The 25,146-nt window shown below is 61.2% G+C and carries 22 protein-coding genes; 5 read left to right on the top strand and 17 right to left on the bottom strand.

The genetic code is table 11. The features are described 5' to 3' along the window. Position 1 precedes the first annotated feature (1 nt). Positions 2–781 (bottom strand): DUF4349 domain-containing protein, encoded by a 780-nt coding sequence (locus tag PSH73_RS15885; protein ID WP_198792705.1) that lies wholly within the window; start codon positions 779–781, stop codon positions 2–4. Between the two features lie 169 nt (positions 782–950). Between PSH73_RS15885 and PSH73_RS15880 the strand changes: the two genes are divergently transcribed. Beyond that, positions 951–1,367 carry a PaaI family thioesterase gene (locus tag PSH73_RS15880; RefSeq protein WP_057959114.1) on the top strand — a complete coding sequence of 139 codons (417 nt, stop codon included), beginning with the start codon at positions 951–953 and terminating at the stop codon, positions 1,365–1,367. Between the two features lie 181 nt (positions 1,368–1,548). Here PSH73_RS15880 and PSH73_RS15875 read toward each other — a convergent pair whose 3' ends face one another. From PSH73_RS15875 to PSH73_RS15865, 3 genes are read right to left on the bottom strand one after another with little or no spacing between them, the layout of a single operon-like run. After that, the gene (locus PSH73_RS15875) at positions 1,549–2,730 is read right to left on the bottom strand and encodes an acetyl-CoA C-acetyltransferase (RefSeq protein ID WP_057444130.1); all 1,182 of its coding nucleotides are present in this window, start codon (positions 2,728–2,730) and stop codon (positions 1,549–1,551) included. A gap of 11 nt (positions 2,731–2,741) precedes the next feature. Further along, positions 2,742–3,401, bottom strand: coding sequence for a CoA transferase subunit B (locus tag PSH73_RS15870; protein ID WP_057439446.1), 660 nt, complete (start codon positions 3,399–3,401; stop codon positions 2,742–2,744). A 34-nt stretch (positions 3,402–3,435) separates the two neighbouring features. Further along, complete coding sequence (locus tag PSH73_RS15865) at positions 3,436–4,134, bottom strand: CoA transferase subunit A (protein WP_010211319.1); 699 nt, start codon at positions 4,132–4,134, stop codon at positions 3,436–3,438. Positions 4,135–4,266: 132 nt separating this feature from the next. On the opposite strand from PSH73_RS15865, the gene PSH73_RS15860 reads away from it, so the two are divergent. Beyond that, positions 4,267–5,169, top strand: coding sequence for a LysR family transcriptional regulator (locus PSH73_RS15860; RefSeq protein WP_057439445.1), 903 nt, complete (start codon positions 4,267–4,269; stop codon positions 5,167–5,169). 120 nt (positions 5,170–5,289) lie between these two features. Here the strand turns inward: PSH73_RS15860 and PSH73_RS15855 are convergent, their stop codons facing one another. From PSH73_RS15855 to PSH73_RS15835, 5 genes are all read right to left on the bottom strand, one after another. Continuing rightward, positions 5,290–5,619 (bottom strand): hypothetical protein, encoded by a 330-nt coding sequence (locus PSH73_RS15855; protein WP_029296579.1) that lies wholly within the window; start codon positions 5,617–5,619, stop codon positions 5,290–5,292. A 528-nt stretch (positions 5,620–6,147) separates the two neighbouring features. Then, the gene (locus tag PSH73_RS15850; RefSeq protein ID WP_057959116.1) at positions 6,148–6,588 is read right to left on the bottom strand and encodes a CBS domain-containing protein; all 441 of its coding nucleotides are present in this window, start codon (positions 6,586–6,588) and stop codon (positions 6,148–6,150) included. Between the two features lie 124 nt (positions 6,589–6,712). Continuing rightward, positions 6,713–8,662, bottom strand: a complete 1,950-nt coding sequence (locus tag PSH73_RS15845) for a DNA topoisomerase III (RefSeq protein ID WP_305460896.1) — start codon at positions 8,660–8,662, stop codon at positions 6,713–6,715. A 229-nt stretch (positions 8,663–8,891) separates the two neighbouring features. After that, positions 8,892–10,517, bottom strand: coding sequence for an MFS transporter (locus PSH73_RS15840; protein ID WP_057439443.1), 1,626 nt, complete (start codon positions 10,515–10,517; stop codon positions 8,892–8,894). Positions 10,518–10,617: 100 nt separating this feature from the next. After that, the gene (locus tag PSH73_RS15835; RefSeq protein WP_120733546.1) at positions 10,618–12,264 is read right to left on the bottom strand and encodes a GMC family oxidoreductase; all 1,647 of its coding nucleotides are present in this window, start codon (positions 12,262–12,264) and stop codon (positions 10,618–10,620) included. Between the two features lie 130 nt (positions 12,265–12,394). Here PSH73_RS15835 and PSH73_RS15830 point away from each other — a divergent pair, with 130 nt between their 5' ends. Beyond that, a complete protein-coding gene (locus PSH73_RS15830; protein WP_057439441.1) occupies positions 12,395–13,282 on the top strand; it encodes a LysR family transcriptional regulator in 888 nt (295 codons plus the stop codon). A 157-nt stretch (positions 13,283–13,439) separates the two neighbouring features. Here PSH73_RS15830 and PSH73_RS15825 read toward each other — a convergent pair whose 3' ends face one another. The 5 genes from PSH73_RS15825 to PSH73_RS15805 all read right to left on the bottom strand — a co-directional run bounded on the left by PSH73_RS15825 (position 13,440) and on the right by PSH73_RS15805 (position 20,874). Then, on the bottom strand, positions 13,440–15,299 hold the full coding sequence (locus tag PSH73_RS15825) for a DUF3857 domain-containing transglutaminase family protein (protein ID WP_198831233.1): 1,860 nt from the start codon (positions 15,297–15,299) through the stop codon (positions 13,440–13,442). 151 nt (positions 15,300–15,450) lie between these two features. Continuing rightward, complete coding sequence (locus PSH73_RS15820) at positions 15,451–16,548, bottom strand: DNA alkylation repair protein (protein WP_169990473.1); 1,098 nt, start codon at positions 16,546–16,548, stop codon at positions 15,451–15,453. A gap of 118 nt (positions 16,549–16,666) precedes the next feature. Further along, entirely contained in the window at positions 16,667–18,013 is a 1,347-nt protein-coding gene (locus PSH73_RS15815) for a glutamine synthetase family protein (RefSeq protein ID WP_305460892.1), read from the bottom strand. A gap of 22 nt (positions 18,014–18,035) precedes the next feature. After that, positions 18,036–18,593: a helix-turn-helix domain-containing protein gene (locus PSH73_RS15810; RefSeq protein WP_038441866.1), complete on the bottom strand. Its 558-nt coding sequence runs from the start codon at positions 18,591–18,593 to the stop codon at positions 18,036–18,038. Positions 18,594–18,714: 121 nt separating this feature from the next. Then, a complete protein-coding gene (locus PSH73_RS15805; protein WP_305460890.1) occupies positions 18,715–20,874 on the bottom strand; it encodes a WG repeat-containing protein in 2,160 nt (719 codons plus the stop codon). 130 nt (positions 20,875–21,004) lie between these two features. Between PSH73_RS15805 and PSH73_RS15800 the strand changes: the two genes are divergently transcribed. Both PSH73_RS15800 and PSH73_RS15795 read left to right on the top strand, forming a co-directional pair. After that, a complete protein-coding gene (locus tag PSH73_RS15800) occupies positions 21,005–21,310 on the top strand; it encodes an RcnB family protein (RefSeq protein WP_057959123.1) in 306 nt (101 codons plus the stop codon). A 177-nt stretch (positions 21,311–21,487) separates the two neighbouring features. Beyond that, positions 21,488–22,678, top strand: a complete 1,191-nt coding sequence (locus tag PSH73_RS15795) for an MFS transporter (protein ID WP_057959124.1) — start codon at positions 21,488–21,490, stop codon at positions 22,676–22,678. Between the two features lie 147 nt (positions 22,679–22,825). Here the strand turns inward: PSH73_RS15795 and PSH73_RS15790 are convergent, their stop codons facing one another. From PSH73_RS15790 to PSH73_RS15780, 3 genes are all read right to left on the bottom strand, one after another. Then, on the bottom strand, positions 22,826–23,074 hold the full coding sequence (locus PSH73_RS15790) for a DUF1652 domain-containing protein (protein WP_038441863.1): 249 nt from the start codon (positions 23,072–23,074) through the stop codon (positions 22,826–22,828). 11 nt (positions 23,075–23,085) lie between these two features. Continuing rightward, positions 23,086–23,337: a CsbD family protein gene (locus tag PSH73_RS15785; protein WP_057439434.1), complete on the bottom strand. Its 252-nt coding sequence runs from the start codon at positions 23,335–23,337 to the stop codon at positions 23,086–23,088. 132 nt (positions 23,338–23,469) lie between these two features. Next, positions 23,470–24,966 carry a PAS domain S-box protein gene (locus PSH73_RS15780; protein ID WP_252118017.1) on the bottom strand — a complete coding sequence of 499 codons (1,497 nt, stop codon included), beginning with the start codon at positions 24,964–24,966 and terminating at the stop codon, positions 23,470–23,472. Positions 24,967–25,146 lie beyond the last annotated feature (180 nt).

Raw genomic sequence — 25,146 nt, 5'->3', positions numbered from 1 at the left:
GTCAGGGGCGGCGCTTGACCAGCTTGCGCCACAACCAGACCCACAGCCACAACACCGGGAAGGCGAGGATCACGAACGGCAGCACGTAGCTGGAGCGTTCCAGGGCATCGGCGGTGCCGTCGACCAGGTTGTCGCCGAGGTTGCCGAACATCCGCGCAAAACGTGATTGCTGATGCTCGCCGTCGGATGGACTGAAGTTCAAGGTCACGCGGTTGGTGTCCAGGCGCCGCTGCTGGCCGGCGGCGATCTGCGCCAGTTCCTGCAGCTCGTTTTCGATGGAGGCCTGTTCCTTGGTCAGGGTGATCAGGTCGCCCACGGTGATGTCCTTGCGCGCCGCCAGTTCATCCAGGCGTTTTTGCTGGGCCTGCAAACGTTCCTGGCGACGGCGCACATCGGCCACCGCGTCGGCCAGGTCTTCGGCGCTGGTGATGCGCCGGCCCAGTTGCCCGCCCTCGGCCACCATCTTCACCAAGGGTTCGACCCCGCTGGGGGCGATGCGCAACACGATCGTGCCGCCGTCGCTGTTCTCTTCGATACGCAGGATATTGCAGGCGCCGAACTGTGCCGACTCGCAGGCTTGGCGGGTGGCCTGCATGCGCGGCGCGAGCAGGGCCAGCGGCATCGCCAGACTCAACTCGTGCTCATAGGCCAGCAGCGCGCCGGCCCGGCCCTGTTCGCCATTGATCGGCGTCGACTCGGAATACTCCTTGGGCGAACAGCCGCCGAGCAGCAGGGCGGCCAATAACATCAATGCAGTAGATCTGCCTTCCAGGTGGCGCATTACGGTTCCTTCAAGTGTGTGGGATAAAGTGCGCGGCGATTAAAGCCGGTTTGCCCGGCGAACGCAAAGCGGGCGCAGGCTTATCGTCACTGATTTACCCGGTTGATCATGCTGGCTGCATCCACCGGAGCAGGTTAAACCTCAGGCCCGGTCACAAGGAAGATCCACCATGACTCACGTCCCTGAAGGCTTTATTCCCTTGCCCCGCAGCAGCCCGCTCCTGGATTTGCTGGGGCCGGTGTATTGCCGTGGCGAAGGCCTGCAGTTGCAACTGGGTCTGCGCGCCGACAACCGCCATGCCAACGGGCGCGGCACGGTGCATGGCGGCGTGCTGGCGACCCTGGCGGATGTCGGCATGGGGTACGCCATGGCGTTTTCCAGCGACCCGCCGTTGCCGTTGATTACCGCGAGCATGACCCTCGATTATCTGGGGGCGGTGCAGGTGGGGGAGTGGATCGAGGTGCAACTGGAGCACCACAAGCGCGGACGGCAGATGGCGTTTGCCACGGTCAGCTTGCAGGTGGGGGAAAAGGTGGTGGTGCGGGCCACCGCGGTATTTGCCGTGCCGCAATCCAATGGACGCTAGAAGTCTAATGTGGGAGCTGGCTTGCCTGCGATAGCGGTGTATCAGTCAATGCTGCCGATGACTGCCCCCACCGCTATCGCAGGCAAGCCAGCTCCCACATTGGAGGGGGTTCGCAAATCAAATAGGCAAAAAAAGGCCCGGCTTTTCGTGGAGCCGGGCCTCTTTCATGTTGCTCGTTGAATCAGTCGCGCTCAAGGGCCAGTGCCACGCCCTGGCCGCCGCCGATGCACAAGGTCGCCAGGCCTTTCTTGGCGTCGCGCTTGAGCATTTCATGCAGCAGGGTCACCAGCACACGGCAGCCTGAGGCGCCAATCGGGTGGCCAATGGCAATCGCGCCGCCATTGACGTTGACCTTGGCCGCGTCCCACTCCAGTTCCTTGCCCACTGCCAGCGCCTGTGCGGCGAAGGCTTCGTTGGCTTCGATCAGGTCCAGGTCGGCCAACTGCCAGCCGGCCTTGTCCAGGCAACGACGGGTCGCGGACACCGGGCCAATGCCCATGATCGCCGGATCGACACCCGCATTCGCGTAGCTGGCGATACGCGCCAGCACCGGCAGGCCGAGGGCTTTGGCTTTATCGGCACTCATCAGCAACACGGCGGCGGCGCCGTCGTTGAGGCTCGACGCGTTGCCGGCGGTGACGCTGCCGTCTTTCTTGAAGGCCGGTTTGAGTTTGCCCAGGGATTCGGCGGTAGTGCCGGCGCGGGGCTGCTCGTCCACCGCAAAGGCAATCGGGTCGCCCTTGCGCTGGGGAATCAGGATCGGGGTGATTTCATCAGCAAAGCGCCCGGCTTCAATTGCCGCAGCCGCTTTTTGCTGGGAGGCAGCGGCGAAGGCGTCCTGGGCTTCACGGCTGATGCCGTACTTGTCCACCAGGTTCTCGGCGGTGATGCCCATGTGGTAGTCGTTGAACGCGTCCCACAGGCCGTCGGTGATCATGCTGTCGACCATCTTCGCGTGCCCCATGCGCAGGCCGGTGCGGGCGGCGGGCAGCACGTACGGGGCCAGGCTCATGTTCTCCATGCCGCCGGCGATAATCACCTCGGCGTCACCGCAGCGGATGGCCTGTGCGCCCAGGTGCAGGGCCTTGAGGCCCGAGCCGCAGACCTTGTTCAAGGTCAGGCTGGGCACTGCATGTGGCAGGCCGGCGAGAATCGACGCCTGGCGTGCCGGGTTCTGGCCCGAACCTGCGGTCAGGACCTGGCCGAGGATCACTTCGTCCACTTGCGCAGGGTCCAGGCCGGTCTGCTCCAGCAGGCGGCGGATCACGGCGGCGCCCAGTTCCGGTGCCGGGATGCCGGCCAGGGCTCCTTGAAAGCTGCCCACGGCGGTACGGGTGGCAGCAACAATCACGACGTCTTGCATGGAATCTGTCCTCACTGGAAGTGCATTTCTGGAACGTGGTCCGGGACGATCAGTTTACCGGCGGTCTTGCTCACAATCTCTTCAACGCTGACGCCAGGTGCGCGTTCCTTGAGGACAAAAGCGCCATTTTCGATTTCCAGGTACGCCAGGTCCGTCAGCACGCGCTTGATGCAGTGGGCACCGGTCAGCGGCAGGCTGCACTGGCTGAGCAGCTTGGACTCACCGTCCTTGGAGGCGTGGGTCATGATCACGATGATGTTTTCTGCGCCGGCCACCAGGTCCATGGCACCGCCCATGCCCTTGACCAGCTTGCCGGGGATCATCCACGAGGCGATGTTGCCGTGTACGTCCACTTCAAAGGCGCCGAGTACCGTGAGGTCTACGTGGCCGCCGCGAATCATTGCGAAGGACTCGGCCGAGGAAAAGATCGAGGCGCCGATACGCGCGGTGACGGTCTGCTTGCCGGCGTTGATCATGTCGGCATCAATGGTGTCTTCGGTAGGAAACGGTCCCATGCCCAGCAGGCCGTTTTCCGATTGCAGCATCACTTCCATGCCTTCGGGAATGTAGTTGGCCACCAGGGTCGGGATGCCGATGCCGAGGTTGACGTAGAAGCCGTCCTGCATTTCGCGGGCGACGCGTTGAGCCATTTGTTCGCGGGTAAGAGCCATAGTGCTGTTCCTCTTATTGTTCGGGCTGGGCAGATTATTTGCGGACGGTGCGCTGTTCGATGCGCTTCTCGAAGGTGCCGCAGATGATCCGGTCGACGTAGATGCCAGGGGTGTGGATCTGCGCCGGGTCCAGCTCGCCCGGTTCGACGATTTCCTCGACTTCGACCACGGTGATCTTGCCGGCGGTGGCGGCCAGCGGGTTGAAGTTCTGGGCGGTGTGGCGGTAGATGACGTTGCCGAAATGGTCGGCTTTCCAGCCTTTGACGATGGCGAAGTCGCCGGTGATGGATTCTTCCATCAGGTACGGGCGACCATTGAACTCGCGGGTTTCCTTGCCTTCGGCGACGGGCGTGCCAACACCGGTGGCGGTAAAGAACGCCGGAATGCCCGCGCCGCCTGCACGCATTTTTTCGGCCAGGGTGCCCTGGGGCGTCAGCACGACTTCGATTTCACCGCTGAGCAGTTGCTTCTCGAACAGGGCGTTTTCACCGACATAGGAGGCGATGACCTTGCTGATCTGTTTTTCTTCGAGCAATACACCCAGGCCAAAGCCATCGACGCCGCAGTTGTTGGAGACCACCGTGAGGTCGCGGGTGCCTTTGCGCTTGATTTCGGCGATGAGGTTTTCCGGGATGCCGCACAGGCCAAAGCCGCCGGAGAGTACGGTCATGCCGTCTTCAAGGCCTGCCAGCGCTTCTTCATAGGACGCCACGCGTTTATCGAAACCTGCCATATGCACCTCTTTTATTGTTTGTGGTCCAGCCAGTGACTCGAGTGTTGCGCTGACAGATTGATTTGTTAAGTTGTTTTTTAAGGTTGATTGATTTAAAAAACAGCACAATCGCCAAGCCGTAGGAGCAGCGTCATGACAGTTAAACAGATGCGGGCCTTTCTTGCCGTGGCCCAGAGCCTGAGTTTTGCCGCCGCCTGTGAGCGCCTGCATTTGTCCCAGTCGGCCCTGAGCCTGACCATCAAGGGCCTGGAGGAGGGCCTGGGCGGGCGGCTGTTCAGCCGTAATACGCGCAACGTCGCGCTGACCCCTGAAGGCGAATCCCTGTTGCCCCTGGCTCGCCGGTTGATTGCCGACTGGGACAATGCCGAGGATGAACTGCGCCAGCGTTTTACCCTGCAGCGCGGGCGCGTGACGGTGGCGGCGATGCCATCGTTTGCCGGCAACCTGCTGCCGCCGATCCTGAAGGTGTTCCGTGCGCGGTTTCCCCAGGTCAATGTCACGGTGCACGATTTGATCAATGAGCAGGTCCTGGAAATGGTCCGTGATCGCCAGGTAGAGCTGGGGGTGGCGTTTGAGCCTTCACCGGGGTCGTCGCTGGCCTTCACCCCGCTGTATCTGGACCGCTTTGTCGCGGTGGTGCCCGGCGACTCGCCGCTGGCGGACATGACCGCGATCGACTGGAAAACCCTGCTGGCGCAACCGTTCATTACCTTGCAGCGGCCTTCCACGGTCCGGGTGATGCTCGAGGAGCACCTCGGCGCGTTACAGATGAAACTGCCGGTGGCGTTGGAAAGCCATCAATTGGCAACCGTGGGCAAGATGGTTGCCAGCGGCCTGGGCGTCAGCGCCGTGCCTGCATTGTGCGCACAGCAGATGGAAGAGGCGGGGGCCCGTTGCATCACCTTGTGTGACCCGGTGATCGAGCGGCCGATTGGGGTGCTGACCAAGCCGGGGCATGAGCTGTCGGCGGCGGCGCAGGCACTGTTTGATATCTTCCGCGACGAAGCGGGGAAGGGGCGATTCCCGGGGATTTAAGTCGACACAAACAAATGTGGGAGCTGGCTTGCCAGGGATAGCTATTTAACACTCAACAACTAGGTTGATCGTTAAACGGTTATCTCAGGCAAACCAGCTCCCACAAAGGTCTGGTTATTCTTAGTAGTAGCGGTCAATCACTTTAACTTGCGAGTTGTCCTTGAACGACTCCCAGGCATTGTTAAGTGTATCGAAGACCTGCTCGATAAAGTTGCGATCGGCAGCTGCTTTTTTACCAACATAACCCTGGCCGCGGCGGTACATCTTCAGGCGCGCCGCCAGTTCACGGTTATTGCGGTCGAACTCGGCTTCTTCGGTATGGGGCGCCAGGCAGTCAATTTGCACTTCGCCCGATTTGCCAATCCACAGGATATGGTCGTCGAGTGTGTCTTTCTGCGCTGCGAACATCTCAGCCAATTCATCAATAGTTGGTTGGTTGTTCAGATTCATGTGTAAGCCCCTTGACCAGTTGGCGATCTTCAGTTGATTCGTTAATTCACGTTAGTTGTCTCCGGCTATGAAAACCGGGCGTCAGAAACGGTCTGCCAAATACGGACAGGGTCTTGAACCTGATGCATGTAGTGTTTCTGATGAACTGCTACGCAATGGTTTCATAACGAAGACAAGCAGCATTTGAGCTTCTTGTACCGATCCTTTCGGGCCGGTCAGCTTCATCAATCTGCCTTGTGGGCAGTGCACATCCGGAAAAACAGCTCGGCGGTCAGACGAGCTTGTTCAAAACGCTTGTTACCAACACTCCCGATCCGGGAGACGCTTGAATCATGCAAGCTCAAAATGGTTACGTCAACGGTTATGTAGTGATTATTTTTGCTCACTACATATTTTCTGCAGAAGAGAGGGGGGGCTGGGGAAAGGTGACTTGGGCGTCACTTTTTGTGCCGGGGAGTCGAGGGGTTGCGCTGCTGTGGGAGCTGGCAAGCCAGCTCCCACATTGGATTTGTGGTGCTTAGGGGAATGCTATTCGCCGCGGATGTACTGTTCCAGTTGCTGGATCAGTGCCGCCTGCTCGGCGATGGCTTCCTTGACCAGGTCACCGATGGACAGCAGGCCCAGCAGTTCTCCTTCTTCCACCACTGGCAGGTGGCGCAGGTGGCCGTCAGTCATGATGCCCATGCAATCTTCGACGCTTTTGTGGGTGTCCACGGTGATTGCCGGGGAACTCATCACCTGGTGGACCTGGGTGGTCGTCGAGGACAGTCCATGGAGAATCAGTTTGCGCGCGTAGTCGCGCTCACTGATGATGCCGACGACCTTGCCGTCCTTGACTACCGGCAAGGCGCCGACGTTCTTCGCTGCCATCACCACCAACGCTTCAAACACGGTGTGATTCCACTGGATGGTATGGACTTCCTGATTCTTCTGGTCCTTGGACTTGAGCAGTTGTGCGACGGTCTTCATGGTGGCCACCCCGGTTTTGTTATTAGGCAGTGCCTACAGAATCCTCGACCGCTGGCGCCAGGGCAAGAGCCAAAGCGGCGTATATCCGCTTGAAAAGCGTCATTACCTGACTTTTTTTGCAATTTCAGCCCTTGTTTGCCGGTTTTACCGCCCGTTTCGGGCTGGCGGCGGTCTTGGGCTTGGCCGGCTTGCGTTTGTTTTTCCAGGGGGTGGCACCACGACCTGCCGGGCTGGCCGGGCCGCTGATGGTCATTTGCATACCATTGCAGCGGGCCACTTGCTTGCTCATCCAGGCGGCCTGTTTGGCGACGAACTCTTCCAGGCTCATCTCACCGCTCTGCACCATGTCCAGGGCCTGCTCCCAGATGGCGGTGGTGCCGGGATCGGCAATCGCCCTGGGTACCGCGTCGATCAGGCTGAAGGCCGCCGGTGTGGCAGACAGCGCCTTGCCGTCTTTCACCAGGTAACCACGGTCCAGCAGGCCCTGGATGATCCCGGCCCGAGTCGCCTCGGTACCGATGCCGGTGGTGTCCTTGAGCTTTTGTTTGAGCAGCGGGTCTTGCACCAGTTTGGCGACGTTTTTCATCGCCTTGATCAGGTCGCCTTCGGTAAAGGGCTTGGGCGGCTGGGTCCACAGGTCCTTGAGGTTGACCTTGGCCACAGCGTAATCCTGGCCCTGCACCAGCGCCGGCAAAGGCTGCGGCGCCGGCGCCTCACGGCCTTGGCTCGGGGCCAGCGCTTCGGGCAACGCACGCTTCCAGCCGGGTTCCACCACCACTTTACCTACGGCGCGCAAGGCTTCGCCGGCACAGTCGAAGTCCGCCTGGGTGCGGTCGTATTCGTGATTGGGCAGGAACTGCGCCAGGTATCGGGCGCGGACCAAGGTGTAGACGGCGCGGTGTTTGCCGGTCAACTGCGCAAGATCTTTGCCGGCGCCGGTGGGAATAATGCCGTGGTGGGCGCTGACCTTGGCGTCGTTCCAGGCGCGGGAGCGGCGCTGCGCATCGAGGTGTGGCATCAACGCGCTCACCGCCGGGTCGGCGCGGCCCAGTGCCGCGAGAATCGTCGCCGCGTCGCCATGCTGGCTCACGGGCAGGTAACCGCAGTCGCTGCGCGGGTAGGTGATGACCTTATGGGTTTCGTAGAGGGACTGGGCGATATCCAGGGTTTCCTGGGCGCCGAGCCCGAGTTTCTTCGAGCAGATTTCCTGCAGGGTGCCCAGGTCAAAGGGCAGGGGCGCCACTTCGCGCATGCGTTCGGTGCGCAGCTTCACCAGGCGTGCGCTGGCCGCGTTGCTCATCGCCGTCGCCGCGTGTTGTGCCCGCTCCGGGTTGAGGCAACGGCCCTGGTCGTCACAGATATCGTCGGCGGCGCGCCATTGCGCGATAAAACGCATCTGCTGGTGCAGCAACTCAACATCAATGGCCCAGTAAGCCACCGGGACGAAGTCGGCAATGCTGCGGTCGCGGTCCACCACCAGGCGCAGGGTCGGGGTTTGCACCCGCCCAACGGGCAATACACCTTGATAGCCGGACTGACGGCCGAGCAGGGTAAACAGGCGGCTCATGTTCATGCCGATCAGCCAGTCGGCACGGGAGCGGCCCAGGGCCGAATGGTAGAGGCTGAAGGTGTCTGCGCCAGGCTTCAACGATGCCAGGGCCTTGCGGATCGAGGCATCGTCGAGCGCCGACAGCCACAGGCGCTGGATCGGCCCGCGATAGCGGCAATGCTCCACCAGTTCGCGGGCGATCATCTCGCCCTCGCGGTCGGCATCGGTGGCAATCACCAGTTCCCGGGCTTCCCCCAGTAGGCGCTTGACCGCCTTGTACTGGCTGGCGGTCTTGGGCTTGACCGTCATCTTCCATTTTTCCGGGACGATGGGCAGGTCGGCCAGCACCCAGCGCTTGTACTTGGCGTCGTAGGCATCGGGCGGGGCGGTTTCCAACAGGTGGCCGATGCACCAGGTAACGGTGACGTCCGTGCCCAGCCAGCAACCGTCGCCCCGGCGCCGGGCGCCGAGCACGGCCGCGATATCCTTGGCCTGGGAGGGTTTTTCACAGAGGAACAGCCGCATGCTCAGCCCATTCGTTACACAGTTGAATGGGCGAAGGATGGGCAAAAGAAGGCAATTGAGCAACCTTTATCTGGATGGATATACAGCAATTTGTGTGGGCGGCGGGAAACCAGTGTGGGAGCGGGCTTGCCCGCGATAGGGGGTGTGCCAGTCAGTACATTCATTGACTGACCCACCGCTATCGCGGGCAAGCCCGCTCCCACAAGGGGTTTACAGGGTTTGCGGGAGATTAGTTTTTATCCAGATCCACGTTCTTGGTTTCCTTCAGGCACAGCAGCCCGACGATCAGGCTCACCCCGGTAATCACCACCGGGTACCACAGCCCGTAGAAGATATCGCCGGTGTACACCACCAAGGCAAACGACACGGTCGGCAGGAACCCGCCAAACCAGCCGTTACCGATGTGGTAGGGCAGGGACATGGAGGTGTAGCGGATACGCGTCGGAAACAGTTCCACCATCAGTGCGGCGAGTGGGCCGTAGCACATTGCGGCGATCAGGATCAGCGCGACGATCAACACCACCACCATGGTTTTGTTGACCTGGGCCACGTCTGCCGATTTCGGGTAGCCGGCCAGGGTCACGGCGCCGCGCAGGGCGTCTTCGTCGTAGCCGTCGATGCGCACATCGCCGATGCTGACTTGCACCGCGCTGCCGGCAGGTGCGGCTTCGCTGCTGTAGGGCAGGCCCTGTTTGACCAGGAAGGTCTTGACCTTGTCGCATGGGCTGTCAAACCGCGCCTTGCCCACCGGGTCGAACTGGAAGGTGCAGGTGGCCGGGTCTGCCAGCACGGTGATCGGGGCCTGGCGGCTAGCCTGGTCCATCGCCGGGTTGGTGTAGTGGGCCAGGCCCTTGAAGATCGGGAAGTACAGCGCGGTGGCCAGCAGCAGGCCGACCATCAGTACTGGCTTGCGCCCCCATTTGTCCGAGAGCCAGCCGAAGAAGATAAAGAACGGCGCGCCAATCACCACGCTGATGATCAGCAGCATATTGGCCAGGGCCGGGTCCATCTTCAGGAACTGGGTCAGGAAGAACAGTACATAGAATTGCGCGGCGTAGAAGGTCACGGCCTGGCCGGCGTTGATACTGAACAGCGCAATCAACACCACCTTGAGGTTTTGCCAGTTACCGAACGACTCGCGGATCGGCGCTTTGCTGGCCTTGCCTTCCTCTTTCATTTTCAGGAACGCGGGGGATTCGTGCAGGCTCAAGCGGATCCAGGTGGAAATCCCCAGCAGCACGATGGACAGCAGGAACGGCAGGCGCCAGCCCCAGACTTCAAACTGATCGCCCGTGAAATAACGGCAAGCCAGTACCACCAGCAACGACAGCAACAGGCCGAGGGTCGCGGTGGATTGAATCCAGCTGGTGTGGAAGCCGCGTTTGCCGGCGGGGGCGTGCTCGGCGACATAGGTCGCGGCGCCGCCGTATTCACCGCCCAGGGCCAGGCCCTGGAGCATGCGCAGCACCACCAGGATGATCGGCGCGGCGATGCCGATGCTGGCGTAGGTGGGCAACAGGCCCACACAGAAGGTTGCCACGCCCATCAGGACGATGGTGGCGAGGAAGGTGTACTTGCGTCCGATCATGTCCCCCAGGCGGCCGAACACCAGCGCGCCGAACGGCCGCACCACAAAGCCGGCGGCAAAGGCCATCAGGGCGAAGATAAAGGCCGTGGTGTCGTTGACCCCGGCAAAAAATTGCTTGCTGATCACCGCCGCGAGGGCGCCATAGAGGAAAAAGTCATACCACTCGAACACCGTCCCCAGGGACGAGGCGAAGATGACCTTTTGCGACTCCTTGCTGCTGACAGTGGCGCCAGGCATGGCGTCCAGGGGTTGAGCACGTTCTGACATGGGGTAGCCCTCACAGTGATTATTTATTGTTGTTCCACTGTCGGCGCCAACTTCAGCGCCGCTCTTGTCCTGTAGGTGCGAGCAAACTCGCGCCTACAGGTCATGCCGGTGTTGTCTGTTCTCTTTCGGGGGTGAGGTTCCTTGTTTGAGGGGACAGAATCAGTTGCGCGGCTTTTTCCGCGATCATCAGGGTGGGTGAGCAGGTATTGCCGGAGGTGATGCGCGGCATGATCGAGGCATCGGCGATGCGCAGGCCGGGCACGCCGTGCACGCGTAACTGGGCATCGACCACCGCGTCTTTATCCTGGCCCATGCGGCAGGTGCCGACCGGGTGAAAAATCGTGGTGCCGATCCGCGCCGCCGCCTCTTGCAATTGTTCATCGCTTTGCAAGGCCTCACCGGGCAGGTATTCCACCGGGTTGAAGGGGCGCAGGGCCTGGGCGCCGACAATGCGCCGGGTCAGGCGGATGGCATCGGCGGCCACGCGCAAGTCTTCGGGATGGCTCAGGTAGTTGGGCTGGATCAATGGCGGCGTCGCGGGATCGGCCGAGCGGATATCAATGCGTCCGCGACTCTGCGGGCGCAAGTCGCAAACCGACGCAGTAAATGCCGGGAACGCGTGCAGCGGTTCGCCAAAGCGTTCCAGCGACAGTGGTTGCACGTGGTATTCGAGGTTGGCCGAAGTCTGCTCCGGCCCCGAGCGGGCGAAGGCGCCGAGCTGGCTGGGCGCCATGGACAGCGGGCCGCTGCGGTCATACAGGTATTGCAGGCCCATGCCCATCTTGCCCCACACGGAGCCGGCGATCTGGTTCAGGGTGCGGGCGTTTTCCAGCTTGTAGATCAGCCGCAGTTGCAGGTGGTCCTGCAGATTGCCACCGACCCCTGGCAGTTCGTGCAGGACCTCGATGCCCAAGGGCTTGAGGATGCTCGAAGGCCCTATCCCGGAGCGCTGCAGGATGCCGGGCGAACCCACCGCCCCGGCGCACAGGATGATTTCCTTATGGGCTTTCCAGGTCACTACTTGCCCTAGCTGGCGGCCCACCACCGCACTGGCACGGCCGTTTTCCAGGAGTACACGGTCGACTTCCACGCCGGTGAGCACCGTGAGGTTGGCGCGCTGGCGGATGGGCTTGAGAAACGCCTTGGCCGCATTCCAGCGTACGCCGCCTTTCTGGTTGACCTGGAAGTAGCCACACCCTTCGTTATCGCCCTGGTTGAAGTCGTCGATGCTGGCGATGCCACTTTGCTTGGCGGCTTCGCGGAAGGCATCGAGGATCGGCCAGTGCAGGCGCTGTTGCTCCACGCGCCACTCGCCGCTGTCGCCATGCAGGGGCGAGGCACCGGCAAAATGGTTTTCGCTTTGCTTGAACAGAGGCAATACATCGTCCCAGGCCCAGCCGGGGTTGCCTTCGGCGGCCCAGCCATCGTAGTCGTTGGCCTGGCCGCGCATGTAGATCATGCCGTTGATCGACGAGCAGCCGCCCAGCACCTTGCCCCGTGGATAGCTCAGGGCACGACCTTGCAGGCCGGGTTGGGTTTCGGTCTTGAAGCACCAGTCGGTGCGCGGGTTGCCGATGCAGAACAGGTAGCCGACGGGGATATGAATCCAGGGGTAGTTGTCGCGCCCGCCCGCTTCAAGCAGCAGCACACGATGGGCAGGGTTGGCGGACAGTCGATTGGCCAGCAGGCAGCCCGCAGGGCCGGCGCCTACTACCACGTAATCGTATTGCGCAGGTGCAATAGTCATCTGGGGTCTCGCTTGTTTTTCTTATTGGCTCCATCCTAGTTGTTAGTTTTCGTCTTAAAAATGTTAGTTTTTACCCAGCTGCTGTGCGTTTTTAAACAGCGCTGCGCTCATGGCCGAGAGGGAGGGTGACATGTTCGACTGGAATGACCTGCGGTATTTTCTTGAGTTGCAGCGCAGCGGGCGCCTGCTCACCGCCGCCCAGCGCCTGAAAACCACGCATGCCACTGTGGCCCGGCATATCGAGGCCATCGAGAAAAGCCTCGGCACCGCGCTGTTTGTGCAGCATGCCCAGGGGTACGAACTGACGCCGTCGGGCGAGGCACTGCTCAAGCATGCCGAAGCCATGGAGAACGTTGCACTGCTCGCCGAAGAAGAGCTGACCCATTCCGCCGCGCCCCTGGGCAAGATTCGCCTGGGGGTCGCCGAAGGCTTGGGGGTGATGTTCCTTGCCAGCCGCATGGGCGGCCTGTTCGAGCGTTATCCGGGGCTGGAAGTGGAACTGGTGGCGGTGCCGCGTTTTGTCAGCATCCTCAACCGCGAGGCCGAGATCAGCATCCACCTGGAGCGCCCCAGCGTCGATCAACTGGTCACGCGCAAACTCACCGACTACCGCCTGGCCCTCTATGCCAGCCGCAGCTACCTGGCGCGTTCGCCAGCCATCGAGAAACGCGAAGACCTGGCCGCCCACGCGTGGATCGACTACGTCGACGATCTGCTGTTCAGCCAGGAACTGAAACTCCTCAGCAGCTTTTGCCGCAACCCCCGGGTGGTATTCCACAGCACCAGCGTCATCGCCCAGCACCAGGCGGCGCGCTCGGGGTTGGGGATTGCCGTGCTGCCGTGTTTTGTCGCCGCCGGGGACCCGGACCTGGTGCCGCTATTGCCGGAAGAGGGCATCCAGCGCAGCTACTGGATCAGCTCCCGACGCGAATTGCACAAGTCGGTACGGTTGCGGGTGTTGTGGGATTACGTGGTGGAGTTGTGTGCCAAGGAGCAGGGGCTGCTGTTGGGCGCGTAGCGAAGGGCAAGGGGGATCTACAGAGATCAAATGTGGGAGCTGTCGAGCCCTAGCGAGGCTGCGATGGCGGCGGTACTGCCAGCATTGATGTTGACTGACCTGCCGCCATCGCAGCCTCGCAGGGCGAGACAGCTCCCACATGGGACTGTGTGTGGGCTTAGAGTTTTACTGTCTGGTGTACCTGTTCACCACACGCACGAGCATCGTTGATCATCTTTTCAAACGGCGCGCTGACGATTTCATCATGGCTCAACCAGCGCACTTTCTGGGTCAACCGGTAGTGGTAGCGCAAGCCATCCTTGAGCTGTTCGCCATCGAGTTCCAGGTCATACCACGGCGAGTTGATCTTGCAGCCTTGAACAGGCTTGTCCATCTGCCCGCCGGTCAAGGTAAAGGTGTAGTCGACGGTGTCCGGGTTGCCCATGTACAGGTCGCCCCGTTGCCCGTTGCGGCGGTAGTTGAGCAGGCCGTCCCATTTCTCTTTGAGCGACTGGTCGGTGTAGACGTAGCCTTCGTCGAGTTTTTCCAGGGCGCCCAGGTCGGTCATGCTGGCCTTGACCGTGTAGCTGTCGGGCTGCACGAACCCGGTGGGCTGGCGGGTGACCTGGCAATCGCTGATCTCGCGGCCAAAGTTGTCGCAGATGTTCTGGTCGGTGGCGGTAGCCCCCTGTTCGCGATCAGCCATGCTCAGTTGCATCAGGGGCAGGCGGCTGAAGGTGACGCTGGCGCGGGTCGTGCCATTGCCCTGTTTGTCGTAATGCACCTGCTTGTCCAGGCGGATGCTGGTGTCAGGGCGTGCCAGGGGGATATGTTCCTCACGCACCCGGCCCTGGGCATCGTTGACCAGTACCCAGCGGTCCTGGATATCGGGCAGGGTCTGGCCTGGGGCGAACACCGGGTTGGTCGGGTCCAGCCACCACACCTGGCCGGCCACTTCGGCGCGCACGATGGCATGGTTGGGCGCACCGGTGCCCGGCACCAGCAGCGAATCCACCACATCCCCACGGCTGACCCAGGCAGTCTCGGCCTTGATCCCGCTGGCCTTGAGCATGGCGGTGAGGAGGATGGACAGGTCCTTGCAGTCGCCATAACCGTGCTGTTCGATCTCCTCCAGGTTAAACGGCACATAGCCGCGATCGGTGGCACGCCAGTCACCCAGGTAACGGTAATGGTCGTTGATGTGCTGCATCAGGCCGGCCACTTGCTGCGCCGGGTCCAAGCCCTTCACCGCAGCTACGGCGGCGGCACTGTCAGCCGGCAGCTTGGCCGCGAGGATCTGGTTGTAGCGCTGGGCAAAGCCGCCGAAATGTTTTTGCACATCGAGGCTGCTGCCCACTTCGATCCGTGGGATCAGGCGGATATAGGCGTGGCCCGATTCGTTGATGTAGTTGAGATAGGTCGGCGTCTTTTGCTCGATATCCAGGGTCTTGCGATTGACCGAGGGGGTAATGGTGAAGCCGTCCATCAACTCGGCGCGCCACTCGATCGGCCGTTCTGCGGTGAAGCGCGCCTTGAGCCGGTCGCGCCGCGCATTGCTGGGGCCGAACTGCAGGGCGTAGTGGAACTCGGTCATCAGCGGCTTGGCGGGGTGATGCTCGCGCACGGTGTAGCGGATCTGCGTGCCGACCCGCAGGTTGGGGAATGCCAGGGACGTTTGCTTCAGCCTGGAAAACCCCTGGTCAGGGTTGGGCGCGGTGCGCGTGTCGATCTGTGCTTCGCCAAGCCGCTGTGGCTTGCCGCCGGGCTGGGTGGACTCGGCGTGCAGCACTTCAAAGCTATCGCCTTCGGCATAGTTGAAGTCGATTCGCGACAAAATTTCCCGGCCGCTGGGCTTGAGAATGGTATAGCGGTAGGTGGTGGTGCAATCGGTGCTGGCATCACGGTTGAAGTGGCAGTGCAGCTCGGATTCGTTGGCAAGTGCAGCTTCGGCCATGGGTTGCAACGCGGCATGAGCAGTGTGCGAAACAAGCCCCAGACTGGCGCAAATCAAAGGGCAGTAAAACGAGAAACGGTGCATGGGCGCCTCAGGTGGAACATTGACACAGATACCCTGGCGGGTACCAAGAAGGCGGCAGATGATAATGGATCGCAACACCAAAAACCAGTATTGTCGGACAATAAATATCGCTGAAAGGCCCGAGATAGAGCCTTCGTCTTGGTAAAGGTGGTCAGTCGAGCAGCTCGAAGTCGCTGCTGGCCAGGCGTTCGCCGTTCACCAGCACATGCACCGTATGCCGGCCGGGGTAGTGCTTGCGCGTGGTCATATCGCGGATATGTTGGCCACGCAGCAGCGTATGCCGTTCACCCGCGCCGAGGGTAAAAGCCTTGAGCTTGAACACTTTGGCGGCGCTATGGCCTGCGCTTTTTACATAGTCGATGGCGTAGTCCACCACCAGTTTTTGTGGGGCGCTGGTGGTGGATTCGAGGCTGAACGACAGGTTGATCCGCTCGCCCAGGCGAATCACCGGGGGCTCGACCTTGAACTGGTGGATTTTCACCTCGGCCCGCGCCCCGGCCCCCATGATCGTCAGCGCGCGGGTATTGCCCTGCTTGATCAGGCTGCGCAGGGCGTGGCGGGCGATCCAGGCGGTGTGGGGGTTGTCCAGGGACCAGCTTTCGATGACATCCAGCACCCAATCCGGATGGTCCTTGGTGATGTCATTGAGGTGGTTGGCCACGGACTTGCGTACATACAGACTGCTGTCGGCCTTGAGGTTCTCCAGGATCGACGCGCACAGGCGCGGATCGGCCTGCACCTGGGCCAGGCGAAACGACCATGGCAACCTCGGCCGCGAGCCCTCGCTGGCGAGGCGGCGTACGTGCTCGTTGTCATCCAGCGACCACTGCTGCATCACCGCCAGGGTGCGTTGGAAATCCTTGAGCAGAAAGGCCCGCACAGCAAATTCGGCAGAGCCAAATGTGGTGAAGTACTTGAGCGCCGCCATTGAGCGCTGGAAATCATCCAGGCCATAGCTGGCCACATAATGCCCGAGGAACAGGCTGACAAAACCACTGTTCAGGCGCGGGGCCAGGGCATACAAATGTTCGAGGGTTTGCGGATAGTCCAGGGGCATCACCGCGTGCAGGCTTTCACTGACCCGGGCCATGCGCTGCATGACCGACAACCCGGCCAGGTCACGCTTGGCGTGTTTGAGAAAGCCCTTGGCATCGAAGGGCGGGTACACCGCGCTCATCTCATCGGCGATGTGCTGCAGGCGTTCGACGTTGAAGATTTCCTTGAGGGCAGGGGCGCTTTGGTCGGTCATGGGCAATCCGCAGGAGAGGGCGATGGTCGGGCTTTTTCAAAGTAGCACCTTACTCAAGGCCGCGAAGCTCAAAATGTGGGAGCCAGCTCCCACAAGGAATATGCAGGGTGCTCGGTATCTACAGGTACCAGCGATATTCCCGCGCATTGATCTCCTGCTGGAAGGCCAGGTGATCCTGGCGTTTGTTTTCGCAATAGACGTCGACAAACTCCGCCCCCAAGCCCTCGCGCAGGACCGGTTGTTGCTGCATGGCGCGCACCGCCTCGAGCATTTCCAGGGGGAAGTCATGGCCGCTGGTGCGGTCTTCGTTCAGCGGTGCGATAGGCTCCTGCGCGGCGTCCAGGCCATGCTCCAGTCCAACCAGGATCGCCGCCAGCACCAGGTACGGGTTGGCGTCGGCACTGGCCAGCCGATGTTCGATCCGCAGGTTGCGCGGGTCGGACTCGGGAATGCGCACGCAGGCGTCCCTGTCCTCATAACCCCAGCAGGCCTTGGTGGCCGCATTGACCGTGCCGCCCAGGCGGCGGAAGGCGTTGTGGTTGGGCGAGAAAATCGGCATGCAGTGCGGCAGCAGTGCCAGGCAACCCGCCACCGCGTGGCGCAACGGCTGTTGCTGGTGCGCCGCCAGCAGGTTGTTGCCGGCGGCGTCATACAGGCTCACATGCACATGCATGCCACTGCCCGGATGTTGCAGGTAGGGCTTGGCCATGAAACTGGCGCGGTAGCCATGCTTGAGCGCCACGCCACGGGTACTGCGGCAGAACAGGGCGGCCCAGTCGGCGGCGCGCAGGCCATCGTCGAGGTGACCAAAGTTGATTTCAAACTGGCCGGGGCCCAGTTCGGCAGTGATCACCGTAATGTCGATCCCCTGGGCCTGGGCGGTCTGCACCATATCATCGAGCACCGGCGCAAAACGCGACAGCCGCTCGATATGCAGGGTCGGTTGGTCATCGGGGTCGTCGCTCAACGGGTCGCGGGCAAATTGCGGCAGGCCGTCGTTGAGCTTTTTATCGAACAGGTAGAACTCCAGCTCAAACGCCACCACCGGGTGAATGCCCTTGCGGTGCAGGCGCTCGAGGACTTTGGCCAGGACTTCACGGGGTTCGAATTCGATGGGGGCCTCGGTGCCGTCGGAGGTGATCAGCATTTGCCCCAGGGGCTGGGCTTCCCAGCTCACCGGCTTGAGCGTGCCGGGCACCAGGCGGCGGTTGGCGTCGGGGTCGCCGTCATGGAAGCAGTAGTCGCCAATCTTGAACAGACCGCCCTGGGCGCCCAGCAGCACGGCGTTCTGCGGCAACTTCAGGGGGCTGCCGGCGGCGACTTTTTCCAACATTTCAACCGGGTAGCGCTTGCCGTAGAAACGCCCTGGGATATCCAGGGAGATCAGGTCGACATAACGTACATCCGGATGGCTCTGGCGAAAGGTCCGTACTTCGGCCAGTAACGTGGAGGAATGGCTTTTCACGGGTGACGCTCCTTGGTGTGCCTTAGTTGTAGACCCACAGCACGCGTGCCGGCAGGTCGGTCAGGTTGCCGTAGCGGCAGTGGGCAAAACTGGCGAGGTGAAAGCTGTCGCCGGGGCCGAGAGTCACCGCGTCGGCCTCGCCTTCGACCCACAGGGTCAGGTGGCCTTCGAGTACATAACCGGCCTGCTCGGCGCGGTCGCTCATGGTCTGCTCGCCACTGTTGGCGCCGGGTTCGAGCAGGCTGTCGAGGATCGAAAACGCCCCCTGCATGCTGGGGGAGACGAGGATGTCGGTGATGCCGTTGGCGTAATACACCGTGCGCCGCTCGTTGGGGCGGGTGACCCAATCCACCGCCTTGGGTTTGGACAGGCTGTAGAAGTAGGTGGTGGGTACGTCCAGCGCATGGCTGATGGCAGTCAGGTCCGCCACGGTGGGACGCGACAAGCCACGCTCGACCTGGGACAGGAACCCCACGGAACGCTCGATCTTCTGCGCCAGCTGGGCCAGGGTGAGCTTCTTGTATTTGCGCAGGTCGTGAATCAGGATCGCCAGGGCGTCCAGTTCTTCTTGTTTGTCCATGGGTGCTTCGTGAAATTCTTATCTAAAAATTTCATGAAAAATTACAGGATTAATTTCACGCGCGCAATAGAGAGCCCTTGTAAGCGCCGGCCAGCCAGCTCCTGCAAGGGCCTGTATCACCTCACTCGCGCTCGAAGCTATCGGTCTGGTTGCCATCGGCGTCGAACACATTGACCCGGTTTGGCACCTGGGTATCCCAGATGCTATAGGTCGCTTCGTTGCTGTTGTACGGGAAGCTGTAGTGGGTATACGACCCCAGTTTTTTCACCACGCGGTTGTTTTTGTCGATCAATACCAAGCCTTCAAACCCATCCATTTCTGCCGAGGCGAGGTTCTTCTGGAAGGGGTTGAGTTTGCTGTAGGTCACGGGCACGCGCAGTTTGCCGTGTACATCAATGGCGCCATAGCGGCTGCCCTTTTGCACCACCGCCATGCCGTTGGAGAACGGGTTGACGTCATCGAATGGCAGGCTCAAAGGCAGCGCCTTGCCCTGTTCGTTGATAAAGCTGTATTTGCGGCTGCCACGGTCCTGGATCAGCAGGGGCTGGCCCTGGACAAACTGGCCGAAGACGGTCGCGCCGGGTGGGTTGAGTTTCTTCATCTGCAGGTTGTAGACGTCGGTCTGTTTCTGGTCGGCGGAGGTGGCGTAGATAAACTCGCCGCTGCCGTTGATTGCGGAGTAGCGCGGTGCCAACAGCTCCTTGCCGTTCAGGCTCCAGGCGCCGTACAACGAGTTCGAGCCATAGGTGGTCTCGCCAGGGCGGGCGATGAACACGTTGCCGATCACACTGGGGTTGACGTACTTCATGGGCACCACGACCTGTAGCTTCTTCACGTCGTAGACCCCATAGGGGCCGTTGGTTTCACGCTCGACAATCATCAGGTCGTCGTTGACCGCGCTGTCGATGATTTCGAAGGGCAGTTCTTTCAACGTTTGCGTACCGGGTACAAAGGCAAAGTACTTGAGCTGCAATTCGCTCCAGCCCTCGCCGGAGGATTTTTCGCCGACCATGATGTGGTACACGCCGGGCATCTCGGTGGTATCAATGCGCTTGAAGCGCGGCTTGACCACCCATTGCCCCTTGCTGTCGATAAAACCGCTGCTTTCGCTGGCGCTGTCGTAGGCGATGTAGCGCTCGCGAGGGGCGGTGCTGCTGTGCATTTCCCAATCAAGGGTTTGGGGTTGGAGCGGGTCCAGCACGTAAATCACGATGCTGGCGGGGGTGTCTTCGAATTGGTAGGTGGCCTGCACGTTACTCAGCTCGCTGTCGGAGCTGGGCAGGTTGCTGGCGAACTGTTCCAGATGATCCTGCACCGCCGCGGCACTCTTGAAGTCGGCGAAGTTGTCTTCCATACGCAGCAGTTCGTTGTAATAGGCCCGCAGGTTGGCCTTTTGTTCGGCGGTGGGCGAGGAATTGGAGCTGTTGCCGCCGCTGTACAGGGTCTTGCCATCGGCCGTCAGGCCCTGGATCACATAGGATTTGTTTTTCGGCGTTGCCAGTTGCAAGGAGGCGCTGGCGTCGCCCAGATGGGTCAGTTGGTACACCTCGCCACCCTCGGCGGTGGCTTTCGGGTGGGCCCGGTCCAGGACGATTTTATTGAAGCCGGGGTAGGCCTGATACGTCAGGGCCAGGCTGATGCGTTCCAGGGGCTTGTTGAGCTTGAGTTCGGCCTGGGTGGTGTCCTGGTCCTGCTCCTCACTGTCCTCATCCTTGATCGCCACCTCGGCGAAGGGCTGCTGCGAGCCGTCGCGAAAGTACAGGGTCTGGATGCGATAGCTGGCTTCGGTCTGCTGATCGGGCAGGGCCCCGCGCTTGAGCACCTCGCGAATCGCCTCGACTTCCAGTTTCAGCCCGGATGCATTGTCGAAGAACAACTGCTGGAACTGCCCCGGTGTGCGCTTGAGGTCGGTCAATGCCGCTTTCAGTTCGGCGGCGGGGAAGGGCACGAACGGCTCCTCATAGTTCAGCTCTTTCTGTTCGCCTGGTGTAGCGGTGGCCGGGCCGACTTCCAGGCGCATGCTTTCGAGCATGGCGATGCGGTTGATGCCGTCGCGCATATCGAGGATCAGGTAATTCAGGCGTTTTTTTGCTTCTGGCAACGGCAGGTCCCGGATGCCATCCACACCGCCCTCATTGAGTTGCGCTTCGCTGTATTCGGGACCGTCAAGCAGGCCGTGGGTGGCGCGGCGGTCCAGCAAGTAATAAGTGGCACCGCCAATCACGGCGATCACGATCAGGGCGCTGGCCAGCAGTTTGGTTCGGGTCAGGGCTGTTTTCATTGTTCTCGGACTCGATGGAGGGCTGGCGCAAGATTAGCAGGCACCGATACCCGTGGCTGTATTGCGGGTGAATGATTGCAGGGCCCTGCTGTCGGAACCTGGGTACGCATTATTTACTGAAGGAATACCCATGAAAGCAACGTCCCTGATTGCCAGCCTGCTGGTTGCCGCCAGCCTGTCCACCGCCAGCGTTACCGTGCAAGCCGAGGACAATCCGCAGAAAACCGTGGAGCCTTCGAACATCAACACCCGAGACTTGAAAGTCGGAGACCGTGCGCCGGATATCCTGGTGCGCAAGGAGTCGGCCCTGGGCGACTGGAAAAAGCGCGGCCTGAAACCGCCCCACGACGACAGCCAGTGGGCGCGGATCAATGATCGTTATGTGCTGGTGAAAATCACCAATGGCACCATCCTCGACATCACCCCTGCCAAATAACGGGTGCGGGGGGAAACGGGCTGATGCCGCTTTTCCCCCCCTTCGCTGCGCGCATTTAAAAATCGCATGCACGAATGCATAAAACAGTCTTTTTTGCTGCTCATCCTGAGGTAAGGTAGCTGCGCAATGCGCCCGTCATGGCGTGTGCTACGACTCTTTTCAGGAAACGAGAGCAGGATGCTGAAAACAATAAAAAACTACCCCCGCAGCGTAAACCTGCTGCTATCGGCCACGCTGGTATTGACCCTGGCCAAGGCGATCACCTTTCCGTACATGGTGATCTACCTGTCCAGTCACTTCGCCCTGGGCATCAGCCAAGTGGGCCTGGTGATCGGCAGCTCGTTGATCGTCGGTTCCCTGTTGAGCGTGTACGGCGGTTTCCTCGTGGACCGGGTCAATAGCTACCGGCTGTTGCTGGGCCTGAGCCTGCTGTTCGTCCTGGGATTCGTCGGCACCTTGCTGGCTCGCGAGCTATGGCTTTTCTACAGTTGCCTGATCCTGATCAACTTGGCGTATGCGGTGATCGATGTCGCGGTCAAGGCCGGCTTTGCCAGCCTGTTGCCGGTCGATGCGCGCAGCGAAGTGTTTTCCATCAAGTACACCCTGACCAATATCGGCTACGCGGTAGGGCCGTTTCTGGGGGCGATGGTGGCCAAGGTCGATATGAGCTTGCCGTTTGTCTTGTCGGTGTTGCTGGGGATGGGGTTCTTCCTGCTGTACTGGCGCTGGGGCGACCGCAGCCTGGCCACGGTGGACGCCGCGCAAAAACCGGTGCCGTTCCTGGCGGTGGGCCGGGTATTGCTGCGCGATCATCGCCTGGTGTGCTTCACCCTCGGCGGCCTGCTCAGTGCCGTGGTATTCGGGCAGTTCACCGCCTACCTGTCGCAGTACCTGGTGACCACCTCGGACGCCGAATACACCTACACCGTGATCAGCGCCATCCTGACCACCAACGCCCTGCTGGTCATCGCCCTGCAATACGTGATTGGTCGGCAGATCAGCCACCGTCACCTGAGCCGCTGGCTGATCTTCGGGCTGGGCATGTTCATGCTCGGGGTGATGGGTTTTGCGCTGTCCACCAGCGTGTGGTGGTGGGTGGTGTCGATGGCGATCTTCACCGTGGGGGAGATCATCGTGTTTCCCGCCGAATACATGTTTATCGACCGCATCGCCCCTGACCACCTGCGCGGCATGTACTACGGTGCGCAAAACCTCTCCAACCTCGGCGCCGCACTGGGGCCGGTGTTGTGCGGCCTGGTGCTGGCCAGCCTGCCGGCGCACTACATGTTCTACATGTTGGCGGGGTTTATCGTGGCCGGGGGGCTGTTCTACTTTATAGGGGCATCGTTGAAGCCACGCCCGTTGTAGACAAGGCCAAAGCGCGGAGCTGCGCCCCAGTGGGAGCGAGCTTGCTCGCGATGGCGGTGGGTCAGTCAAGTCACTGTTGGCTGTCTCACCGCCATCGCGGGCAAGCCCACACAGGGGTAGGCGCATGCCCCCTACAGAGGGGTGTTGTCAGATGGAGAGCGCGCCGCCCACGGTGTTGCTGTGCAATTCGTAGCGCAGTTCCTCGACCATCGTTGCGACGTCCTGCGGGGTCTTGAGTTTGTTGACGCTGATCCCGGTGACCACCAGGTCCACGCGGCCGCTCTGGGCGTCAAACACTTTCAAGGTCAGTGACGAGTCGCGGCACAGGGTGAATTCGCAGGTCAGCGGTAACAGGGCTTCTTCGATGCAATTACGCAGTTGGGCCAGGGTAAACATGCCAGCCCCCATCAACGACGACGCAGCAACAGGCCCAGCACCAGGCCCACGCCAGCAACGATCGCCACGGTGGCCAGGGGCTTGCGCTGGGCAAAGTCACCAACAGTGTCCAGCGCATCGCCATAGGTCTGTTGCAATTGGCCGGCCGCCTGGCGCGCTACGCCCTGGGCCTGCAGTTGTTCGTCGTCGGTCATTTCGCCGAGAAAGTCCTGAGCCTTGCCCACGGCTTTTTTCACGCGGCCGGTGACTTGTTCACTGTTCATGCTGCCTCCTTCAAGGGCAAAAAACTCGCCATGACACAGGGCATCAAACCCTGTGCCTACCCTTCAAGGTTAAGCAGCCCATCGCCCGGTAATAAGGCGAATTTGCACTGGTCGCCCTAGTGCATTTGCACCTTATTTCGCACTTTTTGCCCGCCGTTCCCCGGCAAACAACCCGCGTTCCCTGGCCCAGACGATGGCGGCGCTGCGGCTGTGCACGTTGAGCTTGGAGTACACCGTGGCCACATGATTGCGCACGGTATTGGGTGCCAGCTTCAAGCGCGAGGCGATTTCCTTGTCGGCCAGGCCTTCGCAAATCAGCCCCAGCACATCCCGCTCGCGGGCGGTCAGGTCGGTAAAGGCGATGGTCGTCAGGTTGGGGCTGTTGACGCTCTTGGCGTTGGCCAGTTTTTCGATCAGGGTCTGGCTGAACCAGGACGCGTCCTTCATCACTTCCTCGATGGCCGACACCAACTCCAGCTCCGAGCGTTTGCGCTCGGTGATATTCATCATCACCAGCAGGTAACAGGTCGTGTCCTGGATGCTCACGGTGTCGGCCGACACCACGCAATCAATCACCTCATTGCCTTTTTTGCGGATTTTCAGGTCCTGGCCGTCGAGGCTGCCGGCTTTTTCCAGGGTGGCGAACAACTGCGTGCAGGCCTCCTTGCTGTCGATGAAGTCGATATCGCTGATGGACTTCCCAATCAACTCTTCGCTGGTGTAGCCGGTGACGCTCATGAACGCGTCGTTGACGTCCACCACCTGCTGATTGTCCGCGTCGCACACCAGGGTCGGCACCGGCGTCAGGCGGAAGGACTTGGCAAACCGCTCCTCGCTCTGGCGCAGGGCGGTTTCGGCCTTGCGCCGGGGCTCAAGGTCAGTGAAGGAAAACAGCATGCACTCCTCATCGTTCATATCCAGCGGCTGGCCGGCAACAATCACCAGCTTGCTGCCGCCTTCGGGCAGTTTCAGCTCGGCTTGCATCTGCGGGATGGTCGCGCCTTCGCCCAGGCGCTGGATTGCCAGCTCCTTGCGCTCGGCCTGTTCCAGCACGTCCAGTTCGTACACTGAACGGCCGATCACCTGGTCGCGGTTGTAGCCGGTCATCTCCAGGAAGCCCTGGTTGACCTTGATATAGCGCAGATCGCTCAAGCGGCAGATCACCGCCGGCGCCGGGTTGGCGTTGAAGGTCTTTTCAAAGCGCTGCTCGGCGCTGGCCCATTCGGTGGCATCGCTCAAAATCAGCACCAGCAGTTCCGGCTTGCCGGCGCTGTCGGTGAGCGCCAGGCTGCGCAGGCGGTGGACCCAGGTGCGGTCGGTGTCGGCGCTGGGCGTGACTTCGACCACCACATCACTGAACTCTTCGCCGTTGGCCACCCGGCTCAGCGGATAGGCTTCCAGGGGCAGCGGGTGATTGTTGCGGTAGCGCAGGGCAAAGCGCTCGGCGTATTCGGCGGTGTTGGCGCCGAGCCCGGCAATGTCATCCAGGCCATGCATGGCCAGTGCGGCTTCGTTGGCCCAGAGAATGCTCTGGTCGATCTCGGCGAGAATCACCCCATCGGACAGTCCGGAAATGATCTGCTGCAATTGGCGGCGATTGGTTTCTTGGGCGAGAACGGCCTGGCTCATGGTTTCTCCAAAATGGCTACATAACGACATCGGCGCCTGCAACAGGGCATGTCTGGCTTGTGTGGAGTACGACAACTGGCCTTGAGCATAGTGCAGACCGATTCAGCTTGACGGGGTGCGAATGCACCAGTCGTCCTAGTGCATTTGTGCCGAGACCGCAGGCGTCGGCCTGGACAAACT

Origin of the sequence: Pseudomonas sp. FP2294 (assembly GCF_030687625.1) — a bacterium.
Lineage (GTDB): Bacteria > Pseudomonadota > Gammaproteobacteria > Pseudomonadales > Pseudomonadaceae > Aquipseudomonas > Aquipseudomonas shahriarae.
This window is presented reverse-complemented; position numbering and strand designations above follow the sequence as displayed.

Coding starts and splice junctions, on each gene's coding strand:
- PSH73_RS15885 (WP_198792705.1), bottom strand. CDS start 781: ATGCGCCACCTGGAAGGCAGATCTACTGCATTGATGTTATTGGCCGCC.
- PSH73_RS15880 (WP_057959114.1), top strand. CDS start 951: ATGACTCACGTCCCTGAAGGCTTTATTCCCTTGCCCCGCAGCAGCCCG.
- PSH73_RS15875 (WP_057444130.1), bottom strand. CDS start 2,730: ATGCAAGACGTCGTGATTGTTGCTGCCACCCGTACCGCCGTGGGCAGC.
- PSH73_RS15870 (WP_057439446.1), bottom strand. CDS start 3,401: ATGGCTCTTACCCGCGAACAAATGGCTCAACGCGTCGCCCGCGAAATG.
- PSH73_RS15865 (WP_010211319.1), bottom strand. CDS start 4,134: ATGGCAGGTTTCGATAAACGCGTGGCGTCCTATGAAGAAGCGCTGGCA.
- PSH73_RS15860 (WP_057439445.1), top strand. CDS start 4,267: ATGACAGTTAAACAGATGCGGGCCTTTCTTGCCGTGGCCCAGAGCCTG.
- PSH73_RS15855 (WP_029296579.1), bottom strand. CDS start 5,619: ATGAATCTGAACAACCAACCAACTATTGATGAATTGGCTGAGATGTTC.
- PSH73_RS15850 (WP_057959116.1), bottom strand. CDS start 6,588: ATGAAGACCGTCGCACAACTGCTCAAGTCCAAGGACCAGAAGAATCAG.
- PSH73_RS15845 (WP_305460896.1), bottom strand. CDS start 8,662: ATGCGGCTGTTCCTCTGTGAAAAACCCTCCCAGGCCAAGGATATCGCG.
- PSH73_RS15840 (WP_057439443.1), bottom strand. CDS start 10,517: ATGTCAGAACGTGCTCAACCCCTGGACGCCATGCCTGGCGCCACTGTC.
- PSH73_RS15835 (WP_120733546.1), bottom strand. CDS start 12,264: ATGACTATTGCACCTGCGCAATACGATTACGTGGTAGTAGGCGCCGGC.
- PSH73_RS15830 (WP_057439441.1), top strand. CDS start 12,395: ATGTTCGACTGGAATGACCTGCGGTATTTTCTTGAGTTGCAGCGCAGC.
- PSH73_RS15825 (WP_198831233.1), bottom strand. CDS start 15,299: ATGCACCGTTTCTCGTTTTACTGCCCTTTGATTTGCGCCAGTCTGGGG.
- PSH73_RS15820 (WP_169990473.1), bottom strand. CDS start 16,548: ATGACCGACCAAAGCGCCCCTGCCCTCAAGGAAATCTTCAACGTCGAA.
- PSH73_RS15810 (WP_038441866.1), bottom strand. CDS start 18,593: ATGGACAAACAAGAAGAACTGGACGCCCTGGCGATCCTGATTCACGAC.
- PSH73_RS15805 (WP_305460890.1), bottom strand. CDS start 20,874: ATGAAAACAGCCCTGACCCGAACCAAACTGCTGGCCAGCGCCCTGATC.
- PSH73_RS15800 (WP_057959123.1), top strand. CDS start 21,005: ATGAAAGCAACGTCCCTGATTGCCAGCCTGCTGGTTGCCGCCAGCCTG.
- PSH73_RS15795 (WP_057959124.1), top strand. CDS start 21,488: ATGCTGAAAACAATAAAAAACTACCCCCGCAGCGTAAACCTGCTGCTA.
- PSH73_RS15790 (WP_038441863.1), bottom strand. CDS start 23,074: ATGTTTACCCTGGCCCAACTGCGTAATTGCATCGAAGAAGCCCTGTTA.
- PSH73_RS15785 (WP_057439434.1), bottom strand. CDS start 23,337: ATGAACAGTGAACAAGTCACCGGCCGCGTGAAAAAAGCCGTGGGCAAG.
- PSH73_RS15780 (WP_252118017.1), bottom strand. CDS start 24,966: ATGAGCCAGGCCGTTCTCGCCCAAGAAACCAATCGCCGCCAATTGCAG.